Source organism: Stenotrophomonas sp. CASM106 (assembly GCF_049384825.1).
Taxonomy (GTDB): domain Bacteria; phylum Pseudomonadota; class Gammaproteobacteria; order Xanthomonadales; family Xanthomonadaceae; genus Stenotrophomonas; species Stenotrophomonas muris.
In genome coordinates, this window is record NZ_JBMRFS010000004.1 from 377,814 (window position 1) to 402,772 (window position 24,959).

The following is a 24,959-nucleotide window of genomic DNA, read 5'->3' on the forward strand; positions in this document are numbered from 1 at the left end:
CTCTGCCGTATAGTCGCGCGCAGGCGCGGTGGTCCGCGCGAACCGGTGTGGCTGCGTGTCTTCTTTCCTGCGATCGATCCGTGCACGGGGGCCCTGGTGGGTCCTGCTGCTGTGTACCGCCTTCCTGCTGTCCGCGCCGGTGCTGGCGCAGGATGAGGACCCCACGCCGAAGCAGCAGCTGGCGGATATCGATTCCAGCCTGAAGGATGTGGAGCGCAAGCGTGGCGATGCAGAAGCCACCGAGACGCTGGCGATGCTGTCCGAGAATGCCTCGCAGGTACGGCGCGATGCCGAGGCGCTGGAAAAGGCGCTGCAGCCGCAGCTGGACCGACTCAACGAACAGCTGGCGCAGCTGGGAACGCCGGCAGAAGGGGCCGCTGAGCCGCCGGAGCTGGCGGCGCAACGGCGCACCCTCACCAAACAGCGTGACGGCCTGGCCGCTTCGGTGGTGCAGGCCAAGGCCAGTGCCGTGCGTGCGCAGCAGCTGGCGGCGGACATCGAGCAGCAGCGAGCCGCGCAACGCACGGAAGAACTGGGCCAGAAGGTGGCCTCGCCGTTGTCGCCCGCGCTGTGGAGCAAGGTGGCCGAACGTCTGCCGATCGATATCGCGCGGGTTGCGCCATTGGCCGGGCAGGGCCGCGATGCGCTGGTCGCCGGTATCCGCGCCCATGGCTGGGGCACGCCGTTGCTGGGCCTGCTGGCCGCGCTGGTGATGATGTTCCCACTGCGGCTGTGGCTGCGCAAGCTGGGGCGCCGTTTTGCTGCGTCCGAACGTGCGCCCGATGGTCGACTGCGCCGGTCCGGCCTGGCCATGTGGCTGCTGCTGGTCGGTACGCTGCTGCCCGGCTATGCCGTGGTGGTGCTGATGGCGGCGCTGGATGCCATCGATGGAATCGCGCCGCGCCTGCAGGTGGTGGCCGACGGCCTGGAGACCGCAACGTTCCGCGCGGCCTTCATCGCCGCACTCAGCGCCTGCCTGCTGGTGCCCAAGCGCCCGTCATGGCGGCTGTTGAACCTGGACGACACCGCCGCGCTGAAGCTGCGCAAATACGCCTGGGGCGCGGCGGCGCTGGCCTGGCTGAGCACGGTGCTGGTGGCCCTGGACCAGGCCACGCGCACCAGCGACGTCACCACGGTGGCGCTGGACGGACTGATTGCGCTGACTTACCTCGGCCTGATCATGGCCATGCTGGTGACCCTGGCGCGCCTGCATCGCCGGCAGACCGCCGAGGCCGAGGCCAAGCTGGAAGCGCAGGCCGATGGCGTGGGTGCAGCCACGCCGGTGCGCCGCAGCAGCTGGCTGGTACTGGCCCGGGTAGCGGGTAACATCGCGGTGGTGGCCGCCATCATTGCCACATTGCTGGGCTACCTGAATTTCGCCAAGTTCGTGAACCAGCAATTGATCGGCGGCAGCATCGTGGTGTTGGCCGCGACGTTGCTGTTCAAGTTCGTCGATGACCTGAGCACGTGGATGCTCAACGCCGACAGCAAGGTCGGCCAGACCATCCTGCTCAGCACCGGCCTGAGCGTATCGCGGCTGGAACAGGCGGGCGTGCTGCTGTCGGCAGCGCTGCGTACCATCGTCGTACTGATCGCGCTGCTGGCGCTGGTGGCACCGTTCGGCAACATCGGCGCGGTGGTGGAGCGCTTCACTTCACTGTTCACGACCGGATTCGATATCGGTGGCACCAAGCTGGCACCGGCGGGGATCGTGTTGGCGGTACTGGCGCTGCTGGCCGGCCTGGCGATCACCCAGCTGGTGCAGCGCTGGCTGACCGACACCTACCTGCCCAAGACCGAGCTGGACCTGGGCGCGCGCAATTCTGTGAGCACCGTTGCCCGTTACGTGGGCATCATCATCGCGGTGATCTGGGCGCTGTCGGCGATGGGGCTGCAGCTGAGCAAGCTGGCCCTGCTGGTCAGCGCACTGTCGGTGGGTATTGGCTTCGGCCTGCAGGTGATCACCCAGAACTTCGTCTCCGGCCTGATCCTGCTGGCCGAGCGCCCGGTGAAGATCGGCGACTGGGTGAAGCTGGGTGACCAGGAGGGCGACATCCGCCGCATCAGCCTGCGATCGACCGAGATCCAGGTGGGCGACAAGTCGACGCTGATCGTGCCCAACTCCGAGCTGGTCACCAAGACCGTGCGCAACATGACGATGGGCAACAACCAGGGCCGCATCCAGATCCAGTTCGCGGTGCCGCCCAGCACTGATGTCGGCAACCTGCGGCAGGCGCTGCTGGATGCGTACACCGCGCACACCAACGTGCTGAAGCAGCCGGCGCCGACGGTCTACATCGACAGCATTGCCGGTGGCCAGATCACCATCAACAGTTTCGCGTACGTGGCCAGCCCGCGGCAGGTGTATGCAACCCGCAGCGATCTGTACTTCAGCCTGCTGCAGATCCTGGCCGAGCGGAACATTCCGCTGTCGACCCCGACCGACATCCACATCATCCGCGACCCGCAGGAGTAGGGGTTGTTTTGCAGGGCTGCGCCCTGCACCCGCGGTAGTGCCGGCCGCTGGCCGGCAACTTCAACAGCAACAGCAACAGCAACAGCAACAGCAACAGCTGATTTCCTGCGGGATGGCGGGGTGGGACCGGTTGCGGGAGACGCCGTAAACCCCCAGGCCGGCCCAGCCGCTGGCGGCTGTGCGTTCGGGCGCTTGCGAAGCAGTGCTTCGCAAGCAAAGCGCCCTCACCCATGGGGGCTTGGCCGCGGCATCCATGCCGCGGACACTCCCGCGACCGGACCCACCCCGGCTTCGACAGTTTCCCGCAATCTGTCGGAAATGCTCTTGGGGTCAGATCCGTTTTCCGGAGGAAAACGGATCTGACCCCATCTTGATTTTCGATATCTGACAGAGTGTGTCGACCAAGGTCGACACCGCCCCGCCAAACTACGGATTGCACGCTGTTGCCGTTGCTTCTGAGGTTGCCGGCCAGCGGCCGGCACTACCACGGGTGCAGGGCGCAGCCCTGCAAAGAACCCTATCCCCGTGGTCGGCTGCGCGAGGGCACCAGTGCGAACGTATCCACCGCCAGCTTCTCGGCATGGTTCAACCACGCGCGGATCTCCAGATCATCCACTTCGTGGTCCAGCCCGAACGACACGTTGATCTTGCCGTCGGCATCGGGCTGCACCCACTGCTGGGCCAGCACCACCTTGCGCTGCGAGGACACCGCCTCGATCCAGAAACCGCGATCCGGGCGCGTGCTCGCCACCAGCTGCAGCATGTACTGGCCGGCACGGGTGCGGCGGCCCTTCTGGGTGATCATGTGCGCCTGGCGCACGCTCGGGCGCGGGCCCTGGAATGCGTCCAGCGGTGCATCGACCGCGATGCCGCCGCGCAGGTCATTGTCGCGGTACAGCTTGATGCCGTTGTCGCGGTTGACGAGCAGCGCACACCAGTCGCCGTCGGCCGAACCGTCCTCGAATGCGGTGCAGCGATCAACATAGGCCAGCGTGTTGTCCGGATCCGCGTCATCGAACTGGCGCGAGGTGTTCTCCAGGTAGACCGACTTCAGCCCCCAGTCCTTGCCGTACTCCAGCAGCACCGGTGGCTGCACGTGCTGCAGGCCGACCACCACCTGGTCATCGCCATCGATCTTCAGTTCGCGGGTCGGTTCGCCCAGCCACAGTGAGCGGGCGAAGGCCAGGTACTGCGGGTAGTCGCGGCCACCATCGCGCCGGGCCGCCACGCTGGCGCTGGGTGCGCGTTGGCTGTCGATCAGCGAGCGGCCAAAGCCCATCGTCTTCAGGTTCGGGTCCAGCAGGCTGAGCAGGGTCGCACCCGAATCCAGGGTGGTGCCGGCGTCGGCGCTGAGCTGCTGCGGGGCAATGCCATCGCCCAGGAACAGCAGCAGGTTCTCGCGCTTCTGCCGGGTCAGGATGTGGGTCAGATCGTTGGGCATCGCCAGGTGGTCGGAGGCGATCACGATCAGCGTGTCCTTGCCGTACGGGCTGGCCTGGATGCGCTGCACAAGCTGCGAGATCAGCCGGTCGCTGCACTTGAGCGCGTTGAGCATGTTGATGTTGCCGTACTGGCTCTGGTAGCGCTCGCCCTTGCACGATACCGGCAGGTGGCCCGCCGGGTGGTGGGTGTCCATGGTCAACGTGGTCAGCATGAACGGTGAACCGGCGCGCGAGAGCTGTTCGAAGCGCTGGTAGGCGGTATCCAGCAGCACGTCGTCGTGCACGCCCCAGGCCGAGTAGTGGATGCGGCCGATCTTCTTCTGCTGCTTGAACCAAGCGAGGTCATGCACTTCATCAAAGCCGTGGCTGGCCAGGAACTGGCCCTTGCCGGCGAACTGGCCGTTGGCACCCCCCAGATAGTGGTTGGTGTAGCCCTGCTGCTTCAGGTAGTCGCCCAGGCAGACCGCCTTGGGCAGGAAGCTGCCCATGCGGTCCATGCTGTTTTCATCGCCCTGCGAGGTGGTCAGCGGCACGCCGCACATCGACGACACCAGGCCGGCGATGGTCCAGCCGCTGCCTTCGGCCGAGGCCAGCCCACGCACGTCCAGCGACTCGGACGCCAAGCGGTTGAGGTTGGGCATCAGGCCGGGAAACACGGCCTCGTCCAGATAGGTGCGTTCCAGGCTTTCGCCGTAGATCCAGACGATGTTGCGCGGGCGCTGCAGCGGCTGCGTCGGCACCTGGTACTCAGGGGCGATGCGGGCGAAGTCGACCGGGCGCAGCTGCTGGTACAGGCGCTGGCCGTCACGGGCCAGCGGGCTGATCATGATCGTGGCCACCCACACGGCCGCGAAACCGGCGAACAACGCGCCACCGTGGCCGGGCCGGCGCCAGCGCTTCACCCGTGTGGCGAACAGTGGCAGCAGCGAGACCAGCGCCAACACGACGAAGCCGGCGATGTAGCCCTTGAAGTCGGAGACACCGGCACCTTCCATGTCGGCGCCGAGGTGGTACAGGGTGGCGGCATTGAGCCCATCACCGGACAGCTTGTCGATCAGCCACCACGCGCTGAGCATGAGCAGCAGCAGCGAGAACGCGCCGGCCTTCCACCACACCCACTTGTCGGACGCGAGGAACAACCAGCACAACAGCAACAACGACAGCAGCAGTATCCAGAGCATAGGCAGCTTCGGCAGTGACGGGGTGGTGGTGATGGACGTCGTACCGACGCGTGTCCATCCGACCGGCGCTGCCGCAAGCACATGCATGTGACAGGCCGATGACCCGATAGTGCATGCACGAACCTGACTGAAATGTTTGTTGAAATGACGCGCGCGTAATCGCGCTCAGAAGGTAAAACGAGCGTGAAAGGGGCAGCTGGATTGCATTAAAAACTGCATGAATACGGGCGTTTTCGTAGATGCGCTAGCGATGCCCGCGTTCTTCGCGTGCCCGCGCACGACGGTCGAACAGCAATGCACTGGTTACGATGCCCAGGCCGAGCACCACGCCGATGAACAACAGGATCAGGGCGATGAGCGGGTAACCGAACAGGTGCCAGCCGGTGTCGATCCTCATCATCATCGCGGCGGCCATGATCAATGCGGCGCTGATGATGCCGGCCGCCACGCGGTTGGCGATCTTCTGCAGGTTCTCCATCAGCCGCGATTCTTCCAGGCCGGTGACCTTCATCTGCAGGCGGTTCTCGGCCAGCAGCGCCATGATGTCCGACAGCTTGCGCGGCCCATCACGCAGCAGCTGCTGCAGCTCCATCGCCTCGCTGGCGATGTTGGCTGCAGACAGCGACTTCTTCAGGCGCGCACGCATCACGTGCTGCAGCTGGCGCTCGACGATGCGGCGCGTGTCCAGCTCTGGCGCCAGCAGCCGGCACACGGTTTCCAGGTTGAGCAGGGCCTTGCCGAGCAGGCTCAGTTCCGGCGGCGTGCGCAGGCCGCAGGCGGTGGCGATGCGCACCATGTCCAGCACCACGCGGCCTTCGGAGAAGCTGCCACTGGCCGCATAGCGCGCGATCAGCTGACCGGTTTCGCGCAGGTAGCGCTCTTCATCGAAGGCCTCCAGCCGCGTGCTGATACTGATCAGGTCATCGGCCACTTCCTCGCCACGGCCGTCGACCGCCGCGAACAGGATCTTCAGCAGACGCTCGCGCAGGCGCGGCGGCATGTGCGCGACCATGCCCAGGTCGAAGATCGCCAGCCGGCCGTCGGGCATCACCCGCAGGTTGCCCGGGTGCGGGTCTGCATGGATCTCGCCATGCACGAAGATCTGGTCCAGGTAGCCGCGGATCAGCGCCGCCGCCAACGGGTCCATGTCCTGCTCGGTGCGGCGTACGCCGGAGATCGCATCCACGCGCACGCCGGTGGCAAGCTCCATCGTCAGCACGCGCTGGCTGCTGTAGTCCCAGATCGGTTGCGGCACCCACAGCCGGCGGAACGGCCGGAGGTGCCGTCCGAAGCGCGCCAGGTTCTCGGCCTCGGCGTGGTAGTCCAGCTCCTGCATCAGGGTCTTGGCGAACTCGTTGAGCCAGTCGCGCAACCGCACGCGGCGACCCACCTGGGTCAGGTGGTCGGCGGCCAGCGCGAAGCTGCGCAGTGCCTCCAGGTCCGAGCGCAGCTGTGCGGCCACTTCGGGCTTCTGCACTTTCACCGCCACCTGGCGGCCATCGTGCAGCACCGCGCGATGTACCTGCGCGATCGAAGCACAGCCCAACGGCTCGGGATCGAACGAGGCAAACAGCTTGTTCACCCCTACGCCCAGTTCCTGCTCGATGATCGCGTGGATGCGCTCGACCGGGATCGGCGCCACCTTCTCCTGCATGCGCTCCAGCGCCGTGGCGAACTCCACCGGCACCATGTCCGGCCGCGTGGACAGCATCTGGCCCAGCTTGACGAAGGTCGGCCCCAACGCTTCCAGGTCGCTGACGAACTGTTCCGGATTGCCGTCGGCGGGCACGTCGGCCTGGTTGCTTGCCGCATCCAGGTTCATGCCCGAGAACACGCCCGAATGGCGGTAGCGCATCAGCAGGCGCAGGATCTGGCTGCGCCGGCTCATGCCTTTGACCAGCGGGGGATTGCCATTGGCGGCGGACGGATTGCTCAAGCGGGACTCCCATGCGACGAAGACAGGTAGCGCCGGCTGCGGGCCGGCAATGTCCGGATTCCGCAGTGTCGCCGGGGGGCGGTGGGCATGCGGTGAACCCGGTGTCTTCCGCAGTCCACACCGGATCGGTCAGAATCCGCCTATTCCCTTTCTTGGACGCCCCATGGCCGGTGCCAGCCTGTTCGCCCTGCTCGACGATATCGCCACCCTGCTCGACGATGTCTCGGTGCTGACCAAGGTCGCCGCGAAGAAGACCGCCGGCGTGCTCGGTGACGATCTGGCGCTGAACGCGCAGCAGGTCACCGGGGTCAACGCCAACCGCGAACTGCCGGTGGTGTGGGCGGTGGCCAAGGGCTCGCTGGTCAACAAGGTGATCCTGGTGCCGGCGGCCCTGGCGATCAGTGCGCTGGAAACCTGGCTGCACAGCCGCGGCTGGAACGTGCCCCTGATCGTGCCGCTGATGATGATCGGTGGTGCCTTCCTGTGCTTCGAGGGCGTGGAGAAGCTGGCGCACCGCTTCCTGCATTCGGCCGACGACGATGCCGAGCGCCAGACCGAACGCCGCAAGGCGCTGGCCGACGCGCAGGTGGACATGGTCGCGTGGGAGAAGGACAAGGTGAAGGGTGCGATCCGCACCGACTTCATCCTTTCGGCCGAGATCATCGTACTGACCCTGGGCGTGGTCGCCACCGCATCGTTCACCAACCAGCTGGTCACGCTGGCCGTGGTTGCACTGGCGATGACGGTCTTCGTCTATGGGCTGGTGGCGGGCATCGTCAAGCTGGATGACGTGGGCCTGTACCTGTCGCGCAAGGGTGGGGCTGTTGCCGCCTTCGGTCGCGGCCTGGTCGCGTCGGCACCGTGGCTGATGAAGTTCCTTTCGGTGGCCGGCACCATTGCCATGTTCCTGGTCGGCGGCGGCATCCTGGTGCACAACGTGCCGGCGCTGCACCACGCAGTACAGGCGCTGGGCGGCGAGGGCCAGTGGGGCTGGCTGGTCAGCGCGGCGGGCAACATGGTGGTGGGCATCATCGCCGGCGCCATCGTGCTGGCGGCGGTGACCGGGTTCCAGAAGCTGCGCGGCAAGTAGTCGCCGGCAGGTTCCCCGGTAGAGGCCGACCTTGGTCGGCGCTTTGTTTCCCACGCGTGCCAACCAAGGTTGGCACCTACCAAAGCGGTTCAAGGTGGTCGGCATCGTCGCCGGCGGGTTCCCCGGTAGAGGCCGACCTTGGTCGGCGCTTTGTTTCTGCGTGTGCCAACCAAGGTTGGCACCTACCAAAGCGGTTCAGGGTGGTCGGGATCATCGCCGGCGGGTCGCCGGGTAGAGGCCGACCTTGGTCGGCGCTTTGTTTCCTGCGTGTGCCAACCAAGGTTGGCACCTACCAAAGCGGTTCAGGGTGGTCGGGATCATCGCCGGCGGGTCGCCGGGTAGAGGCCGACCTTGGTCGGCGCTTTGTTTCTGCGTGTGCCAACCAAGGTTGGCACCTACCAACGTAGTTTGCTGCGGTCCGGACGGTCAGCCTGCCTGCACGCGGTTCTTGCCCTGTCGCTTGGCCGCATACAACGCGTCATCCGCACGGCGCAGCAGGGCCTCGGTGTCGTCGCCGGGTTGCCATTGCGCCAGCCCGGCACTGAAATGCACCGGTACGCGCCGGTCCTGCACGGTCAGCACGCGATGCGCCAGTGAACGCTGAAGGCGCTGCACCGTGGCCATGCTGTCGGCGCCCTGGGTTTCCGGCAGCACCAGTACGAACTCGTCGCCGCCCAGCCGCGCGATGCCATCGGTGGCGCGCAGCAGCAGCTTGCAGACGGCCACCAGGTGCTGCAGCAGTGCATCGCCACCGGCATGACCATGTGCATCGTTGGTCTGGTGGAAATCATCCAGATCGATCACCGCCACGCCCAGCGGCGAGTTGTTGCGTGCGGCACGGGCCAGCTCGCGTTGCAGCAGTTCGTCCAGGCCGCGGCGGTTCAGCGCCTGGGTCAGTGGATCGATGCGTGCCAGGTCACCGGCCGCGCGCAGTTCCTGCTCCAGCTCGGCGATGCGCTGCTCGGCACGCTCCACTTCCTGCCGTGCGTTGGCCAGGTGATCGCGCGCCTGCGCGGCCTGCTGCTGCACCTTGCCGGTGTCGCGCATCACGTCCTGCAGCAGCTGGTTGAGGTCGGCGATGCTGCGCGCCTCGCGCAGCTGCAGTGCGTAGCTGCCGATGCGATCGTGGTACTCGCCGGTGCTGGTGGCCATGCCATCCATGCGCTCGATGAACTCGCCCATCAGCCCGCGCATCGCCGCCTTCGAATCGTCGATGCCCTGGCGCAGCAGGCCCTGCTTGTAGATCACTTCGCGCAGTTCGGCGCGGGTGCGCTCGACCGCCTCAGCTTCCAACGGCCCGTCCAGCAGCTGGCGTACCGCGGCGATCTGGCCCTGCAGCCAGCTGCGGTCATCCAGCAGCTCGCTCACGTTCTCCAGCAGCAGCGCGAACAGCTCCAGCAGCAGTGCCTGCTGCTCCTGCCAGCTCTCGGCACGCACGCCGACCTGGTGGCCAAGTTCGCGCACGCCCTGCTCGATCGGTTCCAGCGCCGTGCCTGGCTGCCACTGGCGCAGGTGCATGGCCAGTGCCTGCGCCTGTTCGCGCAGGTCCGGGTCGTGCTGCAGCAGCGCCACCACCGCGCCGCCCAGCAGCAGCCGCAGCTGCTCGGACAGGCGCAGGCTTTCGGGTTGCCCATCCGGCGAATGCTGTTCGATGGTGCGGATGTATTTGTCGATCAACTGGCGCATCGCGCGCCCGTAGCGCGGCCAATCGGCACTGGCCTGCGCCGACTGCAGGCGGTCGCCCATGTCGCCCAGCTCGCCGGGCAGGGTGGCCATGCCGTTGGCGAACGCGGCCAGCAGCGGTTCCGGCGCGTCGGCACCGGCGAACAGCTGCTGCAGCGCCACGCCACCGCCGCCCTGCAGCACCACGCGGTCGCCCAGCCCATCGTCCACCACCGCGCGCACGCGTGCCGGCGGCCCAAGGGCGGTACCGGGGGCAGGGTGGTGGTCGGGCTGGTCCGTCATGGAGCGAATCCTGGGGGCTGGCAGGGACTGGTTCCAGCATATCGGCGCGGCCGCCGACGGCTTGAACGGCTAGGATGGGCGACAGGATGCCGCAGTGGAGGTGGTGATGCGCGTGATGTTGCTGGGGGCGACCGGCCTGGTCGGTGGGCTGACCCTGCCCCGGCTGCTTGACGACCCGCGCTGCAGCGCCGTGATCGCCCCGACCCGTCGCCCGTTGGGCGCAGCCCACGGGAAGCTGGAGAACCCGGTACTGGCCTTCGATGCGCTGCCTGCCGCAGCCGGGTGGGCGGGCGTGGACGCGGTCATCTGCGCGCTCGGCAGCACCATTGCCCAGGCTGGCAGCCGCGAGGCCTTCCATCGCATCGACCATGATTACCCGCTGGCGTTCGCCCGTCTGGCGCAGGCGCAGGGTGCGCAGACCTATGTGCTGAATTCCGCAGCCGGTGCCGATCCGCGGTCGTCGATCTTCTACAGCCGGGTGAAGGGTGAATTGGAGCGCGATCTGCGCGCGCTGGGCTTCACCTCGTTGACCCTGGTCCGCCCAGGGTTGATCGGTGGCGAGCGCAACGAGGTGCGGCGCGGTGAGCGTCTCGCGCTGAAGGTGCTGGGCGTGCTGGGGCCGGCACTGCCACGGGCGTGGCGGATCAACCCGGCGAGCGAGATCGCCAAGGCGCTGGTCGAGGCCGCGCTGGCCCCGCAACCGGGTGAGCACGTGGTGGCATCGAGCGCACTGGCCGGCTGATGTCGCGTGCGCTGCGCCTGACCCAGCTCCAACAGCTGCTGCGCCGCCATCGGCGGCCGGTGGCCGGCCAGGTGCTGGCCGACGCGCTGGGAGTCAGCCTGCGCACGCTGTACCGCGATATCGAAACCCTGCGCGAGCAGGGCGCCGACCTGCGCGGCGAGGCCGGCGTCGGCTACCAGCTGACGCCGAGCGATACCCTGCCGCCGATGACCCTGCCACCGGCCGAGATCGACGCACTGGTGCTGGGCCTGCGCTGGGTTGCGGCCCGTACCGAACCCGCGTTGGCCGAAGCCGCACGCGATGCCCTGGCGCGCATCGCCCATGTGTTGCCCGCAGCGCGGCGCGAGGCCCTGCGTGACAGTGGCCTGCGGGTGGGCCCTTCGCGTGCGGCGGCCAAGGTTCCCCCTGCTCGTCTGCAGGCCGTGCGAGAGGCTGTCGGTTCACAGCAGCGCCTGAAGTTCGGCTACGAGGACGCGCACGGCCAGCGCAGCGAGCGCATCGTCTGGCCGTTCGCGCTGGGCTACTTCGATGAGGTGCCGATGCTGGCGGCGTGGTGTGAGCGCCGCGAGGATTTTCGCCATTTCCGCCTGGATCGCATCCGCCAGGTGCGCGTGCTGGAGGAGCACTACCTCGTACCACGCGCCACGCTGCTGCGGCGCTGGCAGAAGGCGCAGGGCATCGCGCCGGACTGGCTGGACCGTTCGTAGCGTCGGGTCCGCTCGACTGCTGCTGCGTTCTGCTTCCTGCCTCTGGGGGAGGGCGGCCTTCGCACTTTGCTCCTGGTAGGGGGCGAGCTTGCTCGACCGCCTTTGATCTTCGCGAACAGCAGTCGAGCAAGCTCGACCTCTACCAGGGCAGTGGCAACGGCAGTCGAGCAGGCTCGGCCTCTACCAGGGCAGGAGCGACAGCAGTAGAGCACGCTCGCCGCTACTGACAGAATCTGTCAGCAGGCTCGTACCACCATGATCGCTCCCAACAACGGAGCTTCCCCATGTTCACGCCCAGCACCCTGCTGCAGTACGTGCGCGACGTCGCCACCAGCGCCACCTTCTACAGCGGCATCCTCGGCAAACCGCCGGTCGAGCAGTCGCCTGGCTTCGCCCTGTTCCTGCTCGGCGATGGCGCCGCACTCGGCCTGTGGCAACGTGACGGCGTGCAACCGCCGGTGTCTGCGCAGGCTGGCGCCGCCGAACTGGCGATGGTGGTCGCAAACCCCGAGGCCGTGCAGCAGATGCACGATGCGTGGCGTGGGCTCGGCGTGCAGATCCTGCAGTCGCCGGTGACGCTGGAGTTCGGCCACACCTTCGTCGGTGCCGACCCTGATGGCCACCGGCTGCGTGTGTACAGCCGCGCCGAAGGCATGGTCGCGCGCGATTGATCGCCCGCATTGTGTAGATCCACGCCATGCGTGGATGCCGGAAAAAAAACGCCGGGCAATGCCCGGCGTTCTCTCCAAGTCATGTGCCAACCAACGGTTGGCACCCACCGGTCAGGTGGCTGATCAGCTGGCCAGTGCCAGGTCGTCCATCATCGCGCGCAGGAAGCGGGCAGCTTCACCACCCGTGGCTGCGCGGTGGTCGAAGGTGACCGACAGCGGGATCACCTTGTGCGCTTCCACGCCGCCCATCACCGGGGTCATCTGGTGGCGGGCTCGGCCGGCACCGACGATGGCCACGCACGGCGGCACCACGACCGGGGTCGCGTAGCGGCCGGCGAACATGCCGAAGTTGGACAGCGAGATGGTGTAGCCACTCAGTTCCGACGCCGCGATCGAACGCGATTCCACCTGCTCGCGCAGGCGGTTGACGCCTTCGCGGATGCCGCGTGCGTCGAGCATGTCGGCGTTGCGCAGGGCCGGCACGAACAGGCCGTCGTCGGTGTCCACGGCGATGCCGATGTCCACCTGCGCGTGCAGGGTACGGGTCAGCGCTTCACCGTCGAACCAGGCGTTCATCGCCGGCACCTTCTGCGCGGCGACCACGATCGAACGCACCAGGCGGGCGGTGACGTCGTTGCCCGGCAGCCAGGCATGGATGTCGGCGTCGTCGTTCAGCGTGGTCGGCACGACCTTGCTGTGCGCATCGGCCATCACGCGGGCCATGTTGCGGCGCACGCCCTTCAGCGGTTCCGGCTGGCCCTTGGCGACCACGCCGGGCGGCTGGGTACGCATCGGCTTGCCGGCGGCGGACAGCGGGGTGCGGGCTTCGCTCTGCACGGGGGCAGACACCTGCGCCGGGGCCGGCGCGGCATAGGCAGCAGCGGCAACCGGTGCCGGAGCAGCGCCGAGCTTGGCGCTGCCGTTGGCGGCAGCCTGCTTGACGTCGGCCATGGTCACCGCGCCATCGGTGCCGGTAGCGGCCACGCGGCTCAGGTCCACGCCCAGCTTGCGCGCCATCGCACGCACGGCCGGCACGGCCTTGACGCCACCGACGGCCAGCGCCTGTTCGGCATGCACGGCATTGGAGCTCTGCATCGCGCCGACCACGGTACCGGCGTCATCGCGCTCGGCCGCGGCGGGCTTGGCCTCCTCGGCGGCAACCGGAGCGGCCGCAGCCGGCAGCGGCGGCGGGGTCGGTGCGGCCGCCGGTGCAGCGTGGCCATGGCTGTGGCCGGTGTCCTGGCCATCGGCTCGCTGCGGCAGGTTCGGGTCCAGTTCGAAGCTGGCCAGCACCGAGCCGGTCGGGATGATGTCGCCGGCGCCGCCGGACAGCTTCAGCACCTTGCCGGAGAACGGCGAGGGCACTTCCACCACGGCCTTGGCGGTCTCCATCGACACCAGCGGCTCGTCCAGCTTGATCACATCGCCTTCCTTGACGAACCACTCGACGATGGTCGCGTCCGGCAGGCCTTCGCCCAGGTCGGGCAGGTTGAAGTTCTTGGTCTGGCTCATTTGCAGTTCTCTTCCAGCAGTTCCAGTTCGCGGGCCGGCAGCCAGCCCGTCGCGCCATTGGCGCGCTCGGACCACCACCACCCGCCGTGTTCGTGATGAAGCTTCACCATCTCGCCGCTTTCCACATCCAGCTCGCGGGCGTCGTAGTCGCACAGCGCTTCGGCGCGACCCTCGTCCAGCAGCTGCAACCAGGCGATGGGCGCCCATCCAGCGCGCCCATCGTTGGTGCGTACCCAGGCAAACGCCGGCCATTCCTCGTCACGGACACCTACTTCGACGATCTGGCCGGTGTGGAACCGGAGCGGGTTGGGATACTGGCTACGGTAAGCCCCCATAAGGCGGGCCCGCATGTCAGCCGGCCGCCACCGCGCGCTTGGCCGCAGCCACGATCCGCTCAACGCTCGGCAGGTACTTCATTTCCAGGCGGAACAGCGGAATGTGGGTGTCGTAGCCAGTGACGCGCTCGACCGGGGCCAGCAGGTCGTAGATCGATTCCTCGGCCAGGCGCGCGGCGATCTCGGCGCCGAAGCCCGCGGTCTTCGGGGCCTCCTGCACGATCACGCAGCGGCCGGTCTTGGCCACCGATTCGGCGATGGTGGCGAAGTCCAGCGGACGCAGCGTGGCCACGTCGATGACTTCGGCACTGATGCCTTCACCGGCCAGCTTGTCCGCCGCTTCCAGCGCTTCCTTCACCTGCGCGCCCCAGGTCACCAGGGTCACGTCGGTGCCGTCGCGCAGCACGAAGCAGACGTCCAGCGGCAAGGCTTCGCCGTCGTTGACGACCACTTCCTTGTACTGGCGGTAGATGCGCTTGGGCTCCATGTAGATCACCGGATCCGGCTCGCGGATCGCGGCCAGCAGCAGGCCATAGGCACGCTGCGGCGACGACGGCAGCACCACGCGCAGGCCCGGCACGTTGGTGAAGATCGCCTCGTTGGCTTCGCTGTGGTGTTCCGGCGCGCGGATGCCACCGCCCCACGGCACGCGCAGCACCATCGGGCAGTGCAGGCGGCCACGCGTGCGGTAACGCAGGCGTGCCGCGTGGCAGACGATATGGTCGACCATCGGGTACATGAAGCCGTCGAACTGGGCTTCGGCCACCGGCTTCATGCCCTGTGCGGCCAGGCCGATGGTCAGGCCGGCGATGGTGGTTTCGTCCAGCGGGGTATCGAGGATGCGGTCCGAGCCGAAGCGCTGCTGCAGCCCGGCGGTGGCGCGGAACACGCCGCCGTTGACGCCCACGTCCTCGCCCAGCACCAGCACCGACGGGTCGTGTTCCAGCTCCCAGGCCAGCGCCTGGGTGATGGCTTCGATGAGGGTGATCGGGGTGGTGGTCATGCTCTCTTCTCCGCGCGCGACCGCAGCGCTGTCGGCGGCGTTGGTGTGCGCGCCGGGCGCGCCGTTCTTGATCTCATCCATGGCGCTTCTCCAGGGCGATCGCCTGGGCACGCTGGGCCAGCAGGTCCGGCGGCGGATCGGCATACAGGAAGTCGAACATCGCCTCGACCGGCTGCACCGGCGTGTTGAGGTACAGGTTCACTTCCTCGTCCACGCGCTTGCCGCACTCGGCGACCCAGGCGCTTTCCTCATCCTCGCTCCACACACCGGCGTTGATCAGGTACTTGCGCAGGCGCAGCATCGGCTCGCGCTGCCAGGCATCCTTCACTTCAGCATCGTCGCGGTAGCGGCGCGCGTCATCGGCGGTGGTGTGGTCGGACAGGCGGTAAGTCATCAGTTCCAGCACGGTGCCACCGTCGCCGGCCAGCGCACGTTCGCGCGCCTGCTCCATGGCAGCCAGCACGGCGATCAGGTCGTTGCCGTCCACCTGCAGGCAGTGCAGGCCGCCAGCCAGGCCCTTCTGCGCCAGCGTTTCGGCACCGGTCTGGGCCGAACGCGGGACCGAGATGGCCCAGCCGTTGTTGACGATGCACAGGATCAGCGGGAGCTTGTAGGCGCCGGCCGAATTCAGTGCCGCGTAGAAGTCGGTCTTGGAGCTGCCGCCGTCGCCGCACACCGCCACGGCGATCTGCGGTTCCTTGTTGAGCTTGAACTTCAGCGCGGCGCCTGCGGCATGCAGGCACTGGGTGGAGATCGGCACGCAGAACGGGAAGTCCTTGGCCGCGTTGCCGCCGTAATCGTTGCCGCGTTCGTCGCCGCCCCAGTACATCAGCACGTCGTGCGGGCGCACGCCACGCATGAACATCGCGCCATACTCGCGGTACGAAGGCGCGAACACGTCGTCCTTCTGCATCGCCGCGCCGATACCCACGTGCGCGGCTTCGTGGCCCAGGCAGGCGGCATAGGTGCCCAGCTTGCCGGTGCGCTGCAGTGCGATGGATTTGCTGTCGAACGTACGTACGAACAGCATCTGCTTGAACAGCGGTACCAGGACCTGGGGGTCGCGCAGCGACGCGGGCAGGTCATCGCGGACGAGTTTGCCGTCCGTATCCAGGTACTGCAGGTATTCGATCTTGAATTCAGCGGCAACCGTCATTGCGTACTGCACCTTCGACAGAGAAGTTACAAATGATATGAATCGCCATGTTAAGGAACGCGTACGGAATAGCCTTCCTGCGCCGCAACACGGCAACGCCCTGTTTTACCCCTGCCGGCGGGTGGGGGGCCAATAACAACAACGTATTCAGTCGTTGCTGCAAAGCATCAGAATACGCCTCTGGCTGACTGCTGGCGCAACGACCCGATCGGTTCCACGCGCAGGCCCCGCATCGGCCAATGCTCCACGGGGCACCGCACGCCCCGGTATGGACCCGGCGGCTGCCAGCGCGGCGGCAACGCGCTACCCTTGCCGCCCCCGATCTGGTCCCGCCCATGTCCGTCGACAACAACCAACGCGATCTCGAAGCCGGCATCCACACCGACCTGCAGGGAAGCCTGACCTACGGCGGCTACCTGCGGCTGGACCAGCTGCTCAGCGCGCAGCAGCCGCTGTCCAACCCGCCGCACCACGATGAGATGCTCTTCATCATCCAGCACCAGACCTCGGAGCTGTGGCTGAAGCTGCTCGGCCACGAACTGCGTGCGGCGATCGGCTTCCTGCAGCGCGATGAAGTCTGGCAGTGCCGCAAGGTGCTGGCGCGCAGCAAGCAGGTGCTGCGCCAGCTGACCGAGCAGTGGTCGGTGCTGGAAACGCTGACCCCGTCCGAATACATGGGTTTCCGCGACGTGCTGGGCCCATCGTCGGGCTTCCAGTCGCTGCAGTACCGCTACATCGAGTTCCTGCTGGGCAACAAGAACGCGCAGATGCTGCAGGTGTTCGAGCACGACCCGGCCGGGCAGGCGCAGCTGCGCACCGTGCTGGAGGCGCCGAGCCTGTACGAGGAATTCCTGAAGTACCTGGCCCGCTTCGGCCATGCCGTGCCGGCGGTCTACGAGGCCCACGACTGGACCCAGCCGCACGTGGCTGACGACGCATTGCAGCCGGTCTTCGAACGCATCTACCAGGACACCGATCGCTACTGGCGCGAGTACGCGCTGTGCGAGGACCTGGTGGACCTGGAGACCGCCTTCCAGCTGTGGCGATTCCGACACATGCGCACGGTGATGCGCGTGATCGGCTTCAAGCGCGGCACCGGCGGCTCGTCCGGCGTGGGCTTCCTGGCCAAGGCGCTGGAGCTGACCTTCTTCCCCGAACTGTTCCAGGTGCGCACCAGCCTGCAGGCGGCACCCCCGGCAGAACTGGGCTGACCCCCATTCAGCTTGGACCCCGGCCATTGGCTGGATCGTTTCAGATGCAAGTTCAGCGAGCAGGCTGGCACCTGCCTCAAACGGCGTGTATTTGACGTGAACGGCAGAAGTCGGTGATCCTCGCGCGTTGCTCCAACTGCACAGCGGACGTGCTCGTCATCCACCGAACCAGGAAATCCGCATGAGCGTAAACGCCACTGCGAACACCCCAGAGCCGGCGCTGCCGGACTTCAAGACCACGCTGGGCCACCCGCGCCCGTTGTGGATGCTGTTCATGACCGAGTTCTGGGAGCGCTTTGCGTTCTACGGCATCCGCTGGGCGTTGGTGCTGTACATCGTCGCCCAGTTCTACAACGGCAGCGCTGCCGGTGAAGGCGACGCCAGCCGCATCTATGGCGCCTACCTGGCCCTGGTATACGCCGCGGCGATCTTCGGTGGCTACGTGGCCGACCGGGTACTGGGCTACCAGCGCTCGATCCTGACCGGCGCGATCATCATGGCCGCCGGCCTGTTCATGATCTCGCTGCCGCAGGAGCACATCTTCAAGCTTGGCCTGGCCACGATCATCGTAGGCAACGGCCTGTTCAAGCCCAACATCTCGACCATGGTCGGCAAGCTGTACGGCCTGAAGGACGAGCGCCGCGACTCCGGCTTCACCATCTTCTACATGGGCATCAACATCGGCGCGATGATCGCCCCGGTGCTGACCGAGTACCTGGCCCGCAAGGTGTTCGGTACCGACGCGATGCCGTCCTACAAGGTCGTGTTCATCGCCTCTGGCGTGGGCATGCTGATCTCGCTGGTGTGGTTCTACATCGGTCGCGCCGGCCTGAAGGGCATCGGTGCACCGCCGGCCGGCGCTGAAGGCTTCGGCCGCATCATCATGGTGCTGGCCGGTGCCGTGGTCGCCATCCCGGTGGCGTACTTCCTGCTGGCTACCGGCGCCACCGCGCTGGCCTGGATCCTGGGTGCGATGTTCACCGCGCTGGCCGTCCTGCTGCTGGTCGAGGGCATCCGCGAAGGCAAGGTGCAGCGCGACCGCGTGATCGCCATGCTGATCATCTTCGCCTTCAACGTGATGTTCTGGATGTTCTTCGAACAGGCCGGCAGCTCGTTCACCTTCCTGGCCGAGAACATCGTCAACCGCCAGTTCGGTGACTGGACCTTCCCGACCGCGTGGTTCCAGTCGGTCAACTCGGTGGCCATCATCACCCTGGCACCGGTCATCGCCTGGATCTGGGTGGCCATGGGCCGCGCCAATCCGTCCATCCCGCGCAAGTTCGGCCTGGGCCTGCTGTTCAACGGCGCCGCCTTCGCCCTGCTGATGTTCGCCCTGTCGCAGATGGTCGTTGACGGCAAGATCCCGTTCTGGACCCTGTTCATGGTCTACGTCATCCAGTCCGTGGGTGAGCTGTGCCTGTCGCCGATCGGCCTGTCGATGGTGACCAAGCTGGCCCCGGTGCGCCTGGTCGGCTTCGGCATGGGTGGCTGGTTCCTGTCCACCGGCATCGGCAACAACCTGTCGGGCATCTTCGCCGGCGTGGTCAGTGGTGAAGGCGGCATGACGGTCGAGTCGGCCCTGAAGGGGTATACCTTCGGGTTCTGGGCCCTGATCGGCTCCGGCGTGGTGCTGTTCCTGATCGCCCCGCTGATCAACAAGCTGATGCACGGCGTCAAGTAATGATGAGAGGGTAGAAGGCATGCGCAGCAAGCTCGGTGGTGCAATGGTGGTGGTCTGTGCGGCGCTGATCGGCGCCTGTTCGCAACCGCAACCGCCTGCCGCCGCCGAGCCCACGCAGCCCCTGGATACCCGACCCACCGAGCCACCGGTTGCTGACCCCAGCGAACCGGTGGCCTCGGGCAACACCCCGGTGGCGGCGGACATCGCCGCCATCGCCGGGCTCGGCGCGCAGTTCGACCCGGCCCGCAACCCCGCCGACGACCTGGCCACCGCCAAGGTGGAAGCCCAGCGTGGCAAGAAGCGGATCCTGCTGGAGGTCGGCAACGCCGCCTGTGAGCGCTGCCGGGCGCTGGACGACGTGGTGGAAGGCAACGGCGACCTGCGTCGCTTCCGCGATGCCCACTACGTGTGGGTGAAGGTCAACGCCAGCGACGAGCAGCCCAACACCGCCTTCTTCGCCCAGTACCCGGTGATGGCGCGCGACTACCCGTACCTGCTGGTGCTTGATGCAGATGGCGGCCTGCTGGTATCGCAGGCCACCGGCGAGCTGCGCAGGGGCGAGGCGTTCCAGCCTGCGCGGGTGAGCGCCTTCCTCAAGCAGTGGGCGCCTGACAAACCGGAATAGGGTAGTGCCGGCCGTTGGCCGGCATGCTCTGGTGGGTGCCGACCGCTGACCGCCCACCCCGGTGGGTGCCGACCGTTGGTCGGCACTGAGGCGCATCCACGCATGGCGCGGATCTACTGCGCGCACCGTCACACTCTCTGAATCGGCGTCTCAACTTCACCGTGAGCACGCCGTTACCGGCAAGGACCTCAGTCGACACCCCGTCGATGCAACCTTCCGGAACGCCCATGCACAGCGACCACGCCGAACGATTGCCCGAACCCGCCAGCGACCTGGCCGAGGGTGGGGCAGGCGAGGGCGTGACCCTGCCGCCGCAGGAAGCGCTGCTGGATGACGCCGGTACCGGCGAGGACAGCGTCGACCTGGCGCCGCCACGCCATCGCCTGCCGCAGATCGCGCTGCCCGACAACGTGGTGCTGAAGGGGGCGGTGCAGAAGCTGGTCGAGCAGAAGTCCCGGCTTGATGCGCTGGCCGCTGAAGGCCAGCTGGCCGGGCTGCTGCCGCCCGAATGGCAGGGCCACGGCGCGCGCGCGATCGAGCTGTCCACCTTCATCCAGGGCGTGCTGCCCTTCCTGCAGACCGGCGAGCGTGGCGAGACCGCCCCCGCGCGACTGCCGGTGCGCCATGTGTTGGGTGACGACAGCCGCTGGGGCCTGGACGATGTGGCCGAACCGAAATCACTGGCGTGGTATCTGGCCAGTGACGAGCGCGCCACGGCCGGCAGCAAGGACGTCGCCGAGGCGTATCTGGTGGGCGCACTGGGCCTGGCGTGGATGCAGGAAGGTCGCAGCCGCCCCGGCTTCCTGCGCGCGATGGGCCAGGACAGCCTGGCCGCGCGGGTGACCATGCTCGGCTATCCGCCGGCCAACGAACTGGCGCTGTACAGCGTCACTGCGCACGGCCAGCCGCAGATCTGGTGCGTGCACGGGCGCCGCCGCATGCGCCCGCTGGTGGCGCCGTGGTTGAGCGTGCCGCTGCTGACCGCCTACGGCGTGCCGGCGCCGGTTGCATGGCCGTCCAGCTTCCCGCCGGTGGAAGCGGTGGCAGAGCTGCTGGCGACCGCCCGCCTGGGGCGCGCGCTGCCGGAAGTGGACCTGGCCAAGGCCGTGGCGAAGATCGCCGAGGACGCCGCCTCTGACGCCTGGCAGCCGGTCAGCCTGCTGCAGCTCAACACCTGGTCACCGCGCTGGCACTTCTTCCTGGGCACCTTCGTCGGCCTGCCGTCGTTGCTGCTGGTGGCGGCGGCGCTGGCGCTGCCGGGGGCGGTCGAAGCAGCGACGGTGGCCGCATCGCTGGGCTTCGCCGGCGGCGCCATCGCAGCACTGGCCGTGCCGTGGATCCACGCACGCCGCAAGCACCTCAGCTGAAAAAAGGGGACGGAGGGGATTAAGCCGCAATCAGCACAGGTGTGCCTGATGCGACTTAATCCCCTCCGTCCCCTTTTCTTTCAGACGCCTTCGCCCATCCGCTCCAGGCCTTCGCCGGCCAGGCGCAGGATCAGCTTTTCCAGCACCTGCTCTTCCTCTTCGCTCAGCACCGACATCAGCTTGCGGGTGATCTCGATCACCATCGGCGCGATGGTCTCGTACACCTCGAAACCGGCAGCCGACAGCGCCAGCACCGAGCGGCGGCGATCGTCGCCGTGGGTCTCTCGCTTGATGAAGCCGCGCTCCAGCAGGCGGGCCACGGCGCGGCTGACCGCCACCTTGTCCATCGCCGTGCGGTCGGAGACCTCGCTGGCCGAGGAGCCCGGGTACAGCGCCAGGATGGTGATGACCCGCCACTCGGGGATCGCCAGACCGTAACGATCGCCGTACAGCTTGGCGATGTTGCCGCTGACCCGGTTGGACAGCACGCTCAGCCGGTACGGCAGGAACTGTTCCAGGTCGAGCAGGACGTGCGAGGCACGCAGGCGGGTCGAAACGGGATCGGCGGGGCTCATGTTGCGGTGCACCTTGCTGGTGGTTTCAAGTGTAACTATAAGGGGTGGGTCCAGACCCTGCATTCTCGCCGGGTCCCTACCTGCCCGCACCTGGTTTGTACCGATGCGGTACCGATTCGGAGCCACGCCATGAATACCGCAGTCCCGACCGCCTCGCATCCCAATCCCGGCATGCAGGTCACCACCTTCGAGAACCCGATGGGCATCGACGGCTTCGAGTTCGTCGAATTCGCCGCCCCGGCCGGCCGTGGCCAGGAGCTGCACGAGTACTTCCGGAAGATGGGCTTCAGCGCGGTGCTCAAGCACAAGCAGCGTCCGATTACCGTCTATCGCCAGGGCGACGTCAACTTCCTGGTCAACGAAGACCCCGATTCGTTCGCCGCCGACTTCGCCGAAAAGCATGGCCCCTGCGCCTGTGGCTTTGCCATCCGCTTCAAGAAGCCGGGCCAGGAGGTCTACCAGACCGCGCTGGGCAACGGCGCCGAAGCCATCGCCTTCAAGCCGGACAGCAAGGCGGTCAGCGCGCCGGTCATCAAGGGCATCGGCGACTGCATGCTTTACCTGGTCGACCGCTATGGCAGCGCCGGCAGCATCTACGACGGCGACTACGAGCCGATCGCAGGGGCCGACCTGCACCCGTTCGGCTTCGGCCTGACCTTCATCGACCACCTGACCCACAACCTGTACTTCGGCAACATGCAGCAGTGGTCGGACTACTACGAGCGCCTGTTCAACTTCCGCGAGATCCGCTACTTCGACATCAAGGGCCTGAAGACCGGCCTGGTGTCCAAGGCGATGACCGCACCGGACGGCATCGTGCGCATCCCGCTGAACGAATCGTCCGACCCGAAGAGCCAGATCAACGAGTACCTGGACGCGTACAAGGGCGAGGGCATCCAGCACATCGCCTGCTTCACCGAGAACATCTACGAGACCGTCGAAGCGATGCGCGCGCAGGGCGTGGATTTCCTCGACACGCCGGAAACCTATTTCGACGTGATCGACCAGCGCGTGCCGAACCACGGTGAAGACGTGGCGCGCCTGGCCAGGAACAAGATCCTGATCGACGCCGATCCGGAAACCCACCAGCGCAAGCTGCTGCAGATCTTCACCCAGAACTGCATCGGCCCGATCTTCTTCGAGATCATCCAGCGCAAGGGCAACGAAGGCTTCGGCGAAGGCAACTTCACCGCGCTGTTTGAAAGCATCGAGCGCGACCAGATCCGCCGCGGCGTGCTGTAAGGTCCGCAGGCAATGTCGGCGTCCCGCCGGCATTGCCTGTCCGAATGGTAGTGCCGGCCGCTGGCCGGCAATCTCTGGAGTTCCCATGTCCCCCGCCATCTCCGCCCGCGGCTACCAGTCCGGCTTCGGCAATGAATTCGCCACCGAGGCCGTCGCCGGCGCGCTGCCGGTCGGGCAGAACTCACCGCAGAAGGTGGCCCACGGCCTGTACGCCGAACAGCTGACCGGCACCGCCTTCACCGCGCCGCGCGGCAGCAATCGCCGCAGCTGGCTGTACCGGATCCGCCCGGCGGTGACCCATGGCGAGTTCACTCCGTTCGCGCAGTCGCAGCTGCAGTGTGATTTCGGCGCACAGCCGGCTTCACCGAACCAGCTGCGCTGGAGCCCGCTGCCGCTGCCGGAGCTGCCGACCGACTTTGTCGAAGGCCTGTACACGATGGGTGGCAACGGCTCGCCCGACGCGCATGCCGGCGTGGGCATCCACCTTTACGCTGCCAACCGCGACATGGTCGGCCGCTACTTCTACGACGCCGACGGTGAACTGCTGATCGTGCCGCAGCTGGGCGCACTGCGCCTGCTGACCGAGCTGGGCGTGATCGAGATCGAGCCGCAGCAGATCGCGGTGATCCCGCGCGGCGTGCGGTTCCGCGTGGAACTGCCCGATGGCCCGAGCCGCGGCTACATCTGCGAGAACTACGGCGCGCTGCTGAAGCTGCCCGACCTTGGCCCGATCGGTTCCAACGGCCTGGCCAACCCGCGTGACTTCGAGACCCCGCACGCGGCGTTCGAGGATGTCGATGGCGATTTCGAACTGATCGCCAAGTTCGAGGGCCGCCTGTGGCGCGCGCCGATCGACCATTCGCCGCTGGACGTGGTGGCCTGGCACGGCAATTACGCGCCATACCGCTACGACCTGCGTCGCTTCAACGCCATCGGTTCGATCAGCTACGACCATCCGGACCCGTCGATCTTCCTGGTGCTGCATTCGCCCAGCGACACACCCGGCACCAGCAACATGGACTTCGCGATCTTCCCGCCGCGCTGGCTGGTGGCGCAGAACACGTTCCGCCCGCCGTGGTTCCACCGCAACATCGCCAGCGAGTTCATGGGCCTGGTGCATGGTGCCTACGATGCCAAGGCCGAAGGCTTCGTGCCGGGTGGCGCATCGCTGCACAACTGCATGAGCGGTCACGGCCCGGATGCGCCGACCTTCGACAAGGCCTCCAATGCCGATCTGTCCAAGGCCGATGTGATCAAGGACACGATGGCCTTCATGTTCGAGACCCGCGCGGTGATCCGTCCGACCGCGCAGGCGCTGGCCGCCGGCCATCGCCAGGGCGATTACCAGCAGTGCTGGAACGGCCTGCGCAACAACTACCGCTGACCCGAAAAAGGGGACGGAGGGGATTAAGCCGCAATCAGCACACGTGTGCCTGAAACGACTTAATCCCCTCCGTCCCCTTTTTCTTCAGGCGGCCTCGGTGAACGCTTCGCAATGCTCCAGCGGCAGCGCTTCCAGCAGGCGTTGCCGCACACGCTGGCAATAACCCTCCGAGGTCAGCCCGGGCAGCATCTGCATCGCCGAGTGCAGCACCTGCAGTACTTCACTTTCGGCGCGCGCCTGCTGCAGGTCGCGGAACAGCGCCGCCGCCTGCGGGTGGCGCTGCATTTCCAGGATGCCCAGTACATAGATGCGCGCGGCCACCAACGAGCGGCGGCGCTCGCTGCCGGTTGCGGGTGCAGCCGGTGCCGCCGCCGGCGTGGTGGGTGCCGGTGCTGCCGCGTCTGCGGGTGGTGGCGGTGCGGCTGTGGCGCCGGTACCGGTGCTCAGGTAGCCGGCCTGCACCAGCTGGATGACCATGGCGGGCGCGTCCTGGCCGAGCAGGCCGGTCAGGTCGGCGATGCTGCGCTGGCCGTCGCACAGGATCAGCAGCCGGCGCTGGCGCATGTCCAGCGGCGCGCGATGGGCCTGCAGCGCGGTTCGGGCGAGTTCGGTCTTGCGCGGTTGCATGGAAGGGACAGCCAAGTCGGTGCACGCCGAG

The 24,959-nt window shown here is 67.2% G+C and carries 19 protein-coding genes and 1 pseudogene; 11 read left to right on the plus strand and 9 right to left on the minus strand.

The genetic code is table 11. From position 1 onward, the window contains the following. Nucleotides 1-55: 55 nt before the first annotated feature. Complete coding sequence (locus VG556_RS12295; protein ID WP_049403795.1) at nucleotides 56-2,476, plus strand: DUF3772 domain-containing protein; 2,421 nt, start codon at nucleotides 56-58, stop codon at nucleotides 2,474-2,476. Nucleotides 2,477-2,993: 517 nt separating this feature from the next. Here VG556_RS12295 and VG556_RS12300 read toward each other — a convergent pair. Further along, entirely contained in the window at nucleotides 2,994-5,099 is a 2,106-nt protein-coding gene (locus VG556_RS12300; RefSeq protein WP_100450924.1) for a phosphoglycerol transferase I, read from the minus strand. A gap of 244 nt (nucleotides 5,100-5,343) precedes the next feature. Continuing rightward, a pseudogene (locus VG556_RS12305) lies at nucleotides 5,344-6,993 on the minus strand (ABC1 kinase family protein); the annotation flags it as partial. 205 nt (nucleotides 6,994-7,198) lie between these two features. Here VG556_RS12305 and VG556_RS12310 point away from each other — a divergent pair. Then, entirely contained in the window at nucleotides 7,199-8,125 is a 927-nt protein-coding gene (locus tag VG556_RS12310; protein WP_100450719.1) for a DUF808 domain-containing protein, read from the plus strand. A gap of 426 nt (nucleotides 8,126-8,551) precedes the next feature. Here VG556_RS12310 and VG556_RS12315 read toward each other — a convergent pair whose 3' ends face one another. After that, complete coding sequence (locus VG556_RS12315; protein ID WP_100450718.1) at nucleotides 8,552-10,090, minus strand: GGDEF domain-containing protein; 1,539 nt, start codon at nucleotides 10,088-10,090, stop codon at nucleotides 8,552-8,554. Nucleotides 10,091-10,196: 106 nt separating this feature from the next. On the opposite strand from VG556_RS12315, the gene VG556_RS12320 reads away from it, so the two are divergent. The 3 genes from VG556_RS12320 (at nucleotide 10,197) to VG556_RS12330 (ending at nucleotide 12,210) form a co-directional block, all read left to right on the plus strand. Continuing rightward, a complete protein-coding gene (locus VG556_RS12320) occupies nucleotides 10,197-10,832 on the plus strand; it encodes an NAD-dependent dehydratase (protein ID WP_169411315.1) in 636 nt (211 codons plus the stop codon). Further along, nucleotides 10,832-11,539 (plus strand): helix-turn-helix transcriptional regulator, encoded by a 708-nt coding sequence (locus tag VG556_RS12325; RefSeq protein ID WP_014648693.1) that lies wholly within the window; start codon nucleotides 10,832-10,834, stop codon nucleotides 11,537-11,539. Before VG556_RS12320 ends, VG556_RS12325 begins: the two co-directional genes overlap by 1 nt. A gap of 284 nt (nucleotides 11,540-11,823) precedes the next feature. After that, complete coding sequence (locus tag VG556_RS12330) at nucleotides 11,824-12,210, plus strand: VOC family protein (protein ID WP_100450716.1); 387 nt, start codon at nucleotides 11,824-11,826, stop codon at nucleotides 12,208-12,210. 123 nt (nucleotides 12,211-12,333) lie between these two features. Here VG556_RS12330 and VG556_RS12335 read toward each other — a convergent pair whose 3' ends face one another. Genes VG556_RS12335 through pdhA form a run of 4 tightly spaced genes read right to left on the minus strand, consistent with a single transcriptional unit; the run spans nucleotide 12,334 to nucleotide 16,216 of the window. Then, a complete protein-coding gene (locus VG556_RS12335; RefSeq protein WP_046432903.1) occupies nucleotides 12,334-13,722 on the minus strand; it encodes a dihydrolipoamide acetyltransferase family protein in 1,389 nt (462 codons plus the stop codon). Beyond that, a complete protein-coding gene (locus VG556_RS12340) occupies nucleotides 13,719-14,072 on the minus strand; it encodes an SH3 domain-containing protein (RefSeq protein WP_100450715.1) in 354 nt (117 codons plus the stop codon). The genes VG556_RS12335 and VG556_RS12340 overlap by 4 nt, the downstream gene beginning before the upstream one ends. 1 nt (nucleotide 14,073) lies before the next feature. Continuing rightward, on the minus strand, nucleotides 14,074-15,141 hold the full coding sequence (locus VG556_RS12345) for an alpha-ketoacid dehydrogenase subunit beta (RefSeq protein ID WP_005414714.1): 1,068 nt from the start codon (nucleotides 15,139-15,141) through the stop codon (nucleotides 14,074-14,076). Further along, complete coding sequence (gene pdhA, locus VG556_RS12350; protein WP_049404539.1) at nucleotides 15,134-16,216, minus strand: pyruvate dehydrogenase (acetyl-transferring) E1 component subunit alpha; 1,083 nt, start codon at nucleotides 16,214-16,216, stop codon at nucleotides 15,134-15,136. The genes VG556_RS12345 and pdhA overlap by 8 nt, the downstream gene beginning before the upstream one ends. 335 nt (nucleotides 16,217-16,551) lie before the next feature. Here pdhA and VG556_RS12355 point away from each other — a divergent pair, with 335 nt between their 5' ends. From VG556_RS12355 to VG556_RS12370, 4 genes are all read left to right on the plus strand, one after another. Further along, nucleotides 16,552-17,427, plus strand: coding sequence for a tryptophan 2,3-dioxygenase (locus tag VG556_RS12355; RefSeq protein ID WP_100450714.1), 876 nt, complete (start codon nucleotides 16,552-16,554; stop codon nucleotides 17,425-17,427). Between the two features lie 181 nt (nucleotides 17,428-17,608). Next, the gene (locus tag VG556_RS12360; RefSeq protein WP_005411345.1) at nucleotides 17,609-19,108 is read left to right on the plus strand and encodes a peptide MFS transporter; all 1,500 of its coding nucleotides are present in this window, start codon (nucleotides 17,609-17,611) and stop codon (nucleotides 19,106-19,108) included. A gap of 19 nt (nucleotides 19,109-19,127) precedes the next feature. After that, nucleotides 19,128-19,733 carry a thioredoxin family protein gene (locus VG556_RS12365; protein WP_014648687.1) on the plus strand — a complete coding sequence of 202 codons (606 nt, stop codon included), beginning with the start codon at nucleotides 19,128-19,130 and terminating at the stop codon, nucleotides 19,731-19,733. A 227-nt stretch (nucleotides 19,734-19,960) separates the two neighbouring features. Continuing rightward, nucleotides 19,961-21,100, plus strand: coding sequence for a hypothetical protein (locus VG556_RS12370; RefSeq protein WP_014648686.1), 1,140 nt, complete (start codon nucleotides 19,961-19,963; stop codon nucleotides 21,098-21,100). Between the two features lie 80 nt (nucleotides 21,101-21,180). On the opposite strand, the gene VG556_RS12375 is transcribed toward VG556_RS12370, so the two are convergent. Further along, entirely contained in the window at nucleotides 21,181-21,675 is a 495-nt protein-coding gene (locus tag VG556_RS12375) for a MarR family winged helix-turn-helix transcriptional regulator (RefSeq protein WP_014648685.1), read from the minus strand. A 129-nt stretch (nucleotides 21,676-21,804) separates the two neighbouring features. On the opposite strand from VG556_RS12375, the gene hppD reads away from it, so the two are divergent. Together hppD and hmgA are read left to right on the plus strand one after the other, a co-directional pair. Next, the gene (gene hppD, locus VG556_RS12380) at nucleotides 21,805-22,917 is read left to right on the plus strand and encodes a 4-hydroxyphenylpyruvate dioxygenase (RefSeq protein WP_014648684.1); all 1,113 of its coding nucleotides are present in this window, start codon (nucleotides 21,805-21,807) and stop codon (nucleotides 22,915-22,917) included. A gap of 85 nt (nucleotides 22,918-23,002) precedes the next feature. Next, a complete protein-coding gene (gene hmgA, locus VG556_RS12385) occupies nucleotides 23,003-24,301 on the plus strand; it encodes a homogentisate 1,2-dioxygenase (RefSeq protein ID WP_100450713.1) in 1,299 nt (432 codons plus the stop codon). 84 nt (nucleotides 24,302-24,385) lie between these two features. On the opposite strand, the gene VG556_RS12390 is transcribed toward hmgA, so the two are convergent. Next, nucleotides 24,386-24,928: a hypothetical protein gene (locus VG556_RS12390; protein ID WP_100450712.1), complete on the minus strand. Its 543-nt coding sequence runs from the start codon at nucleotides 24,926-24,928 to the stop codon at nucleotides 24,386-24,388. Nucleotides 24,929-24,959: the final 31 nt, after the last annotated feature.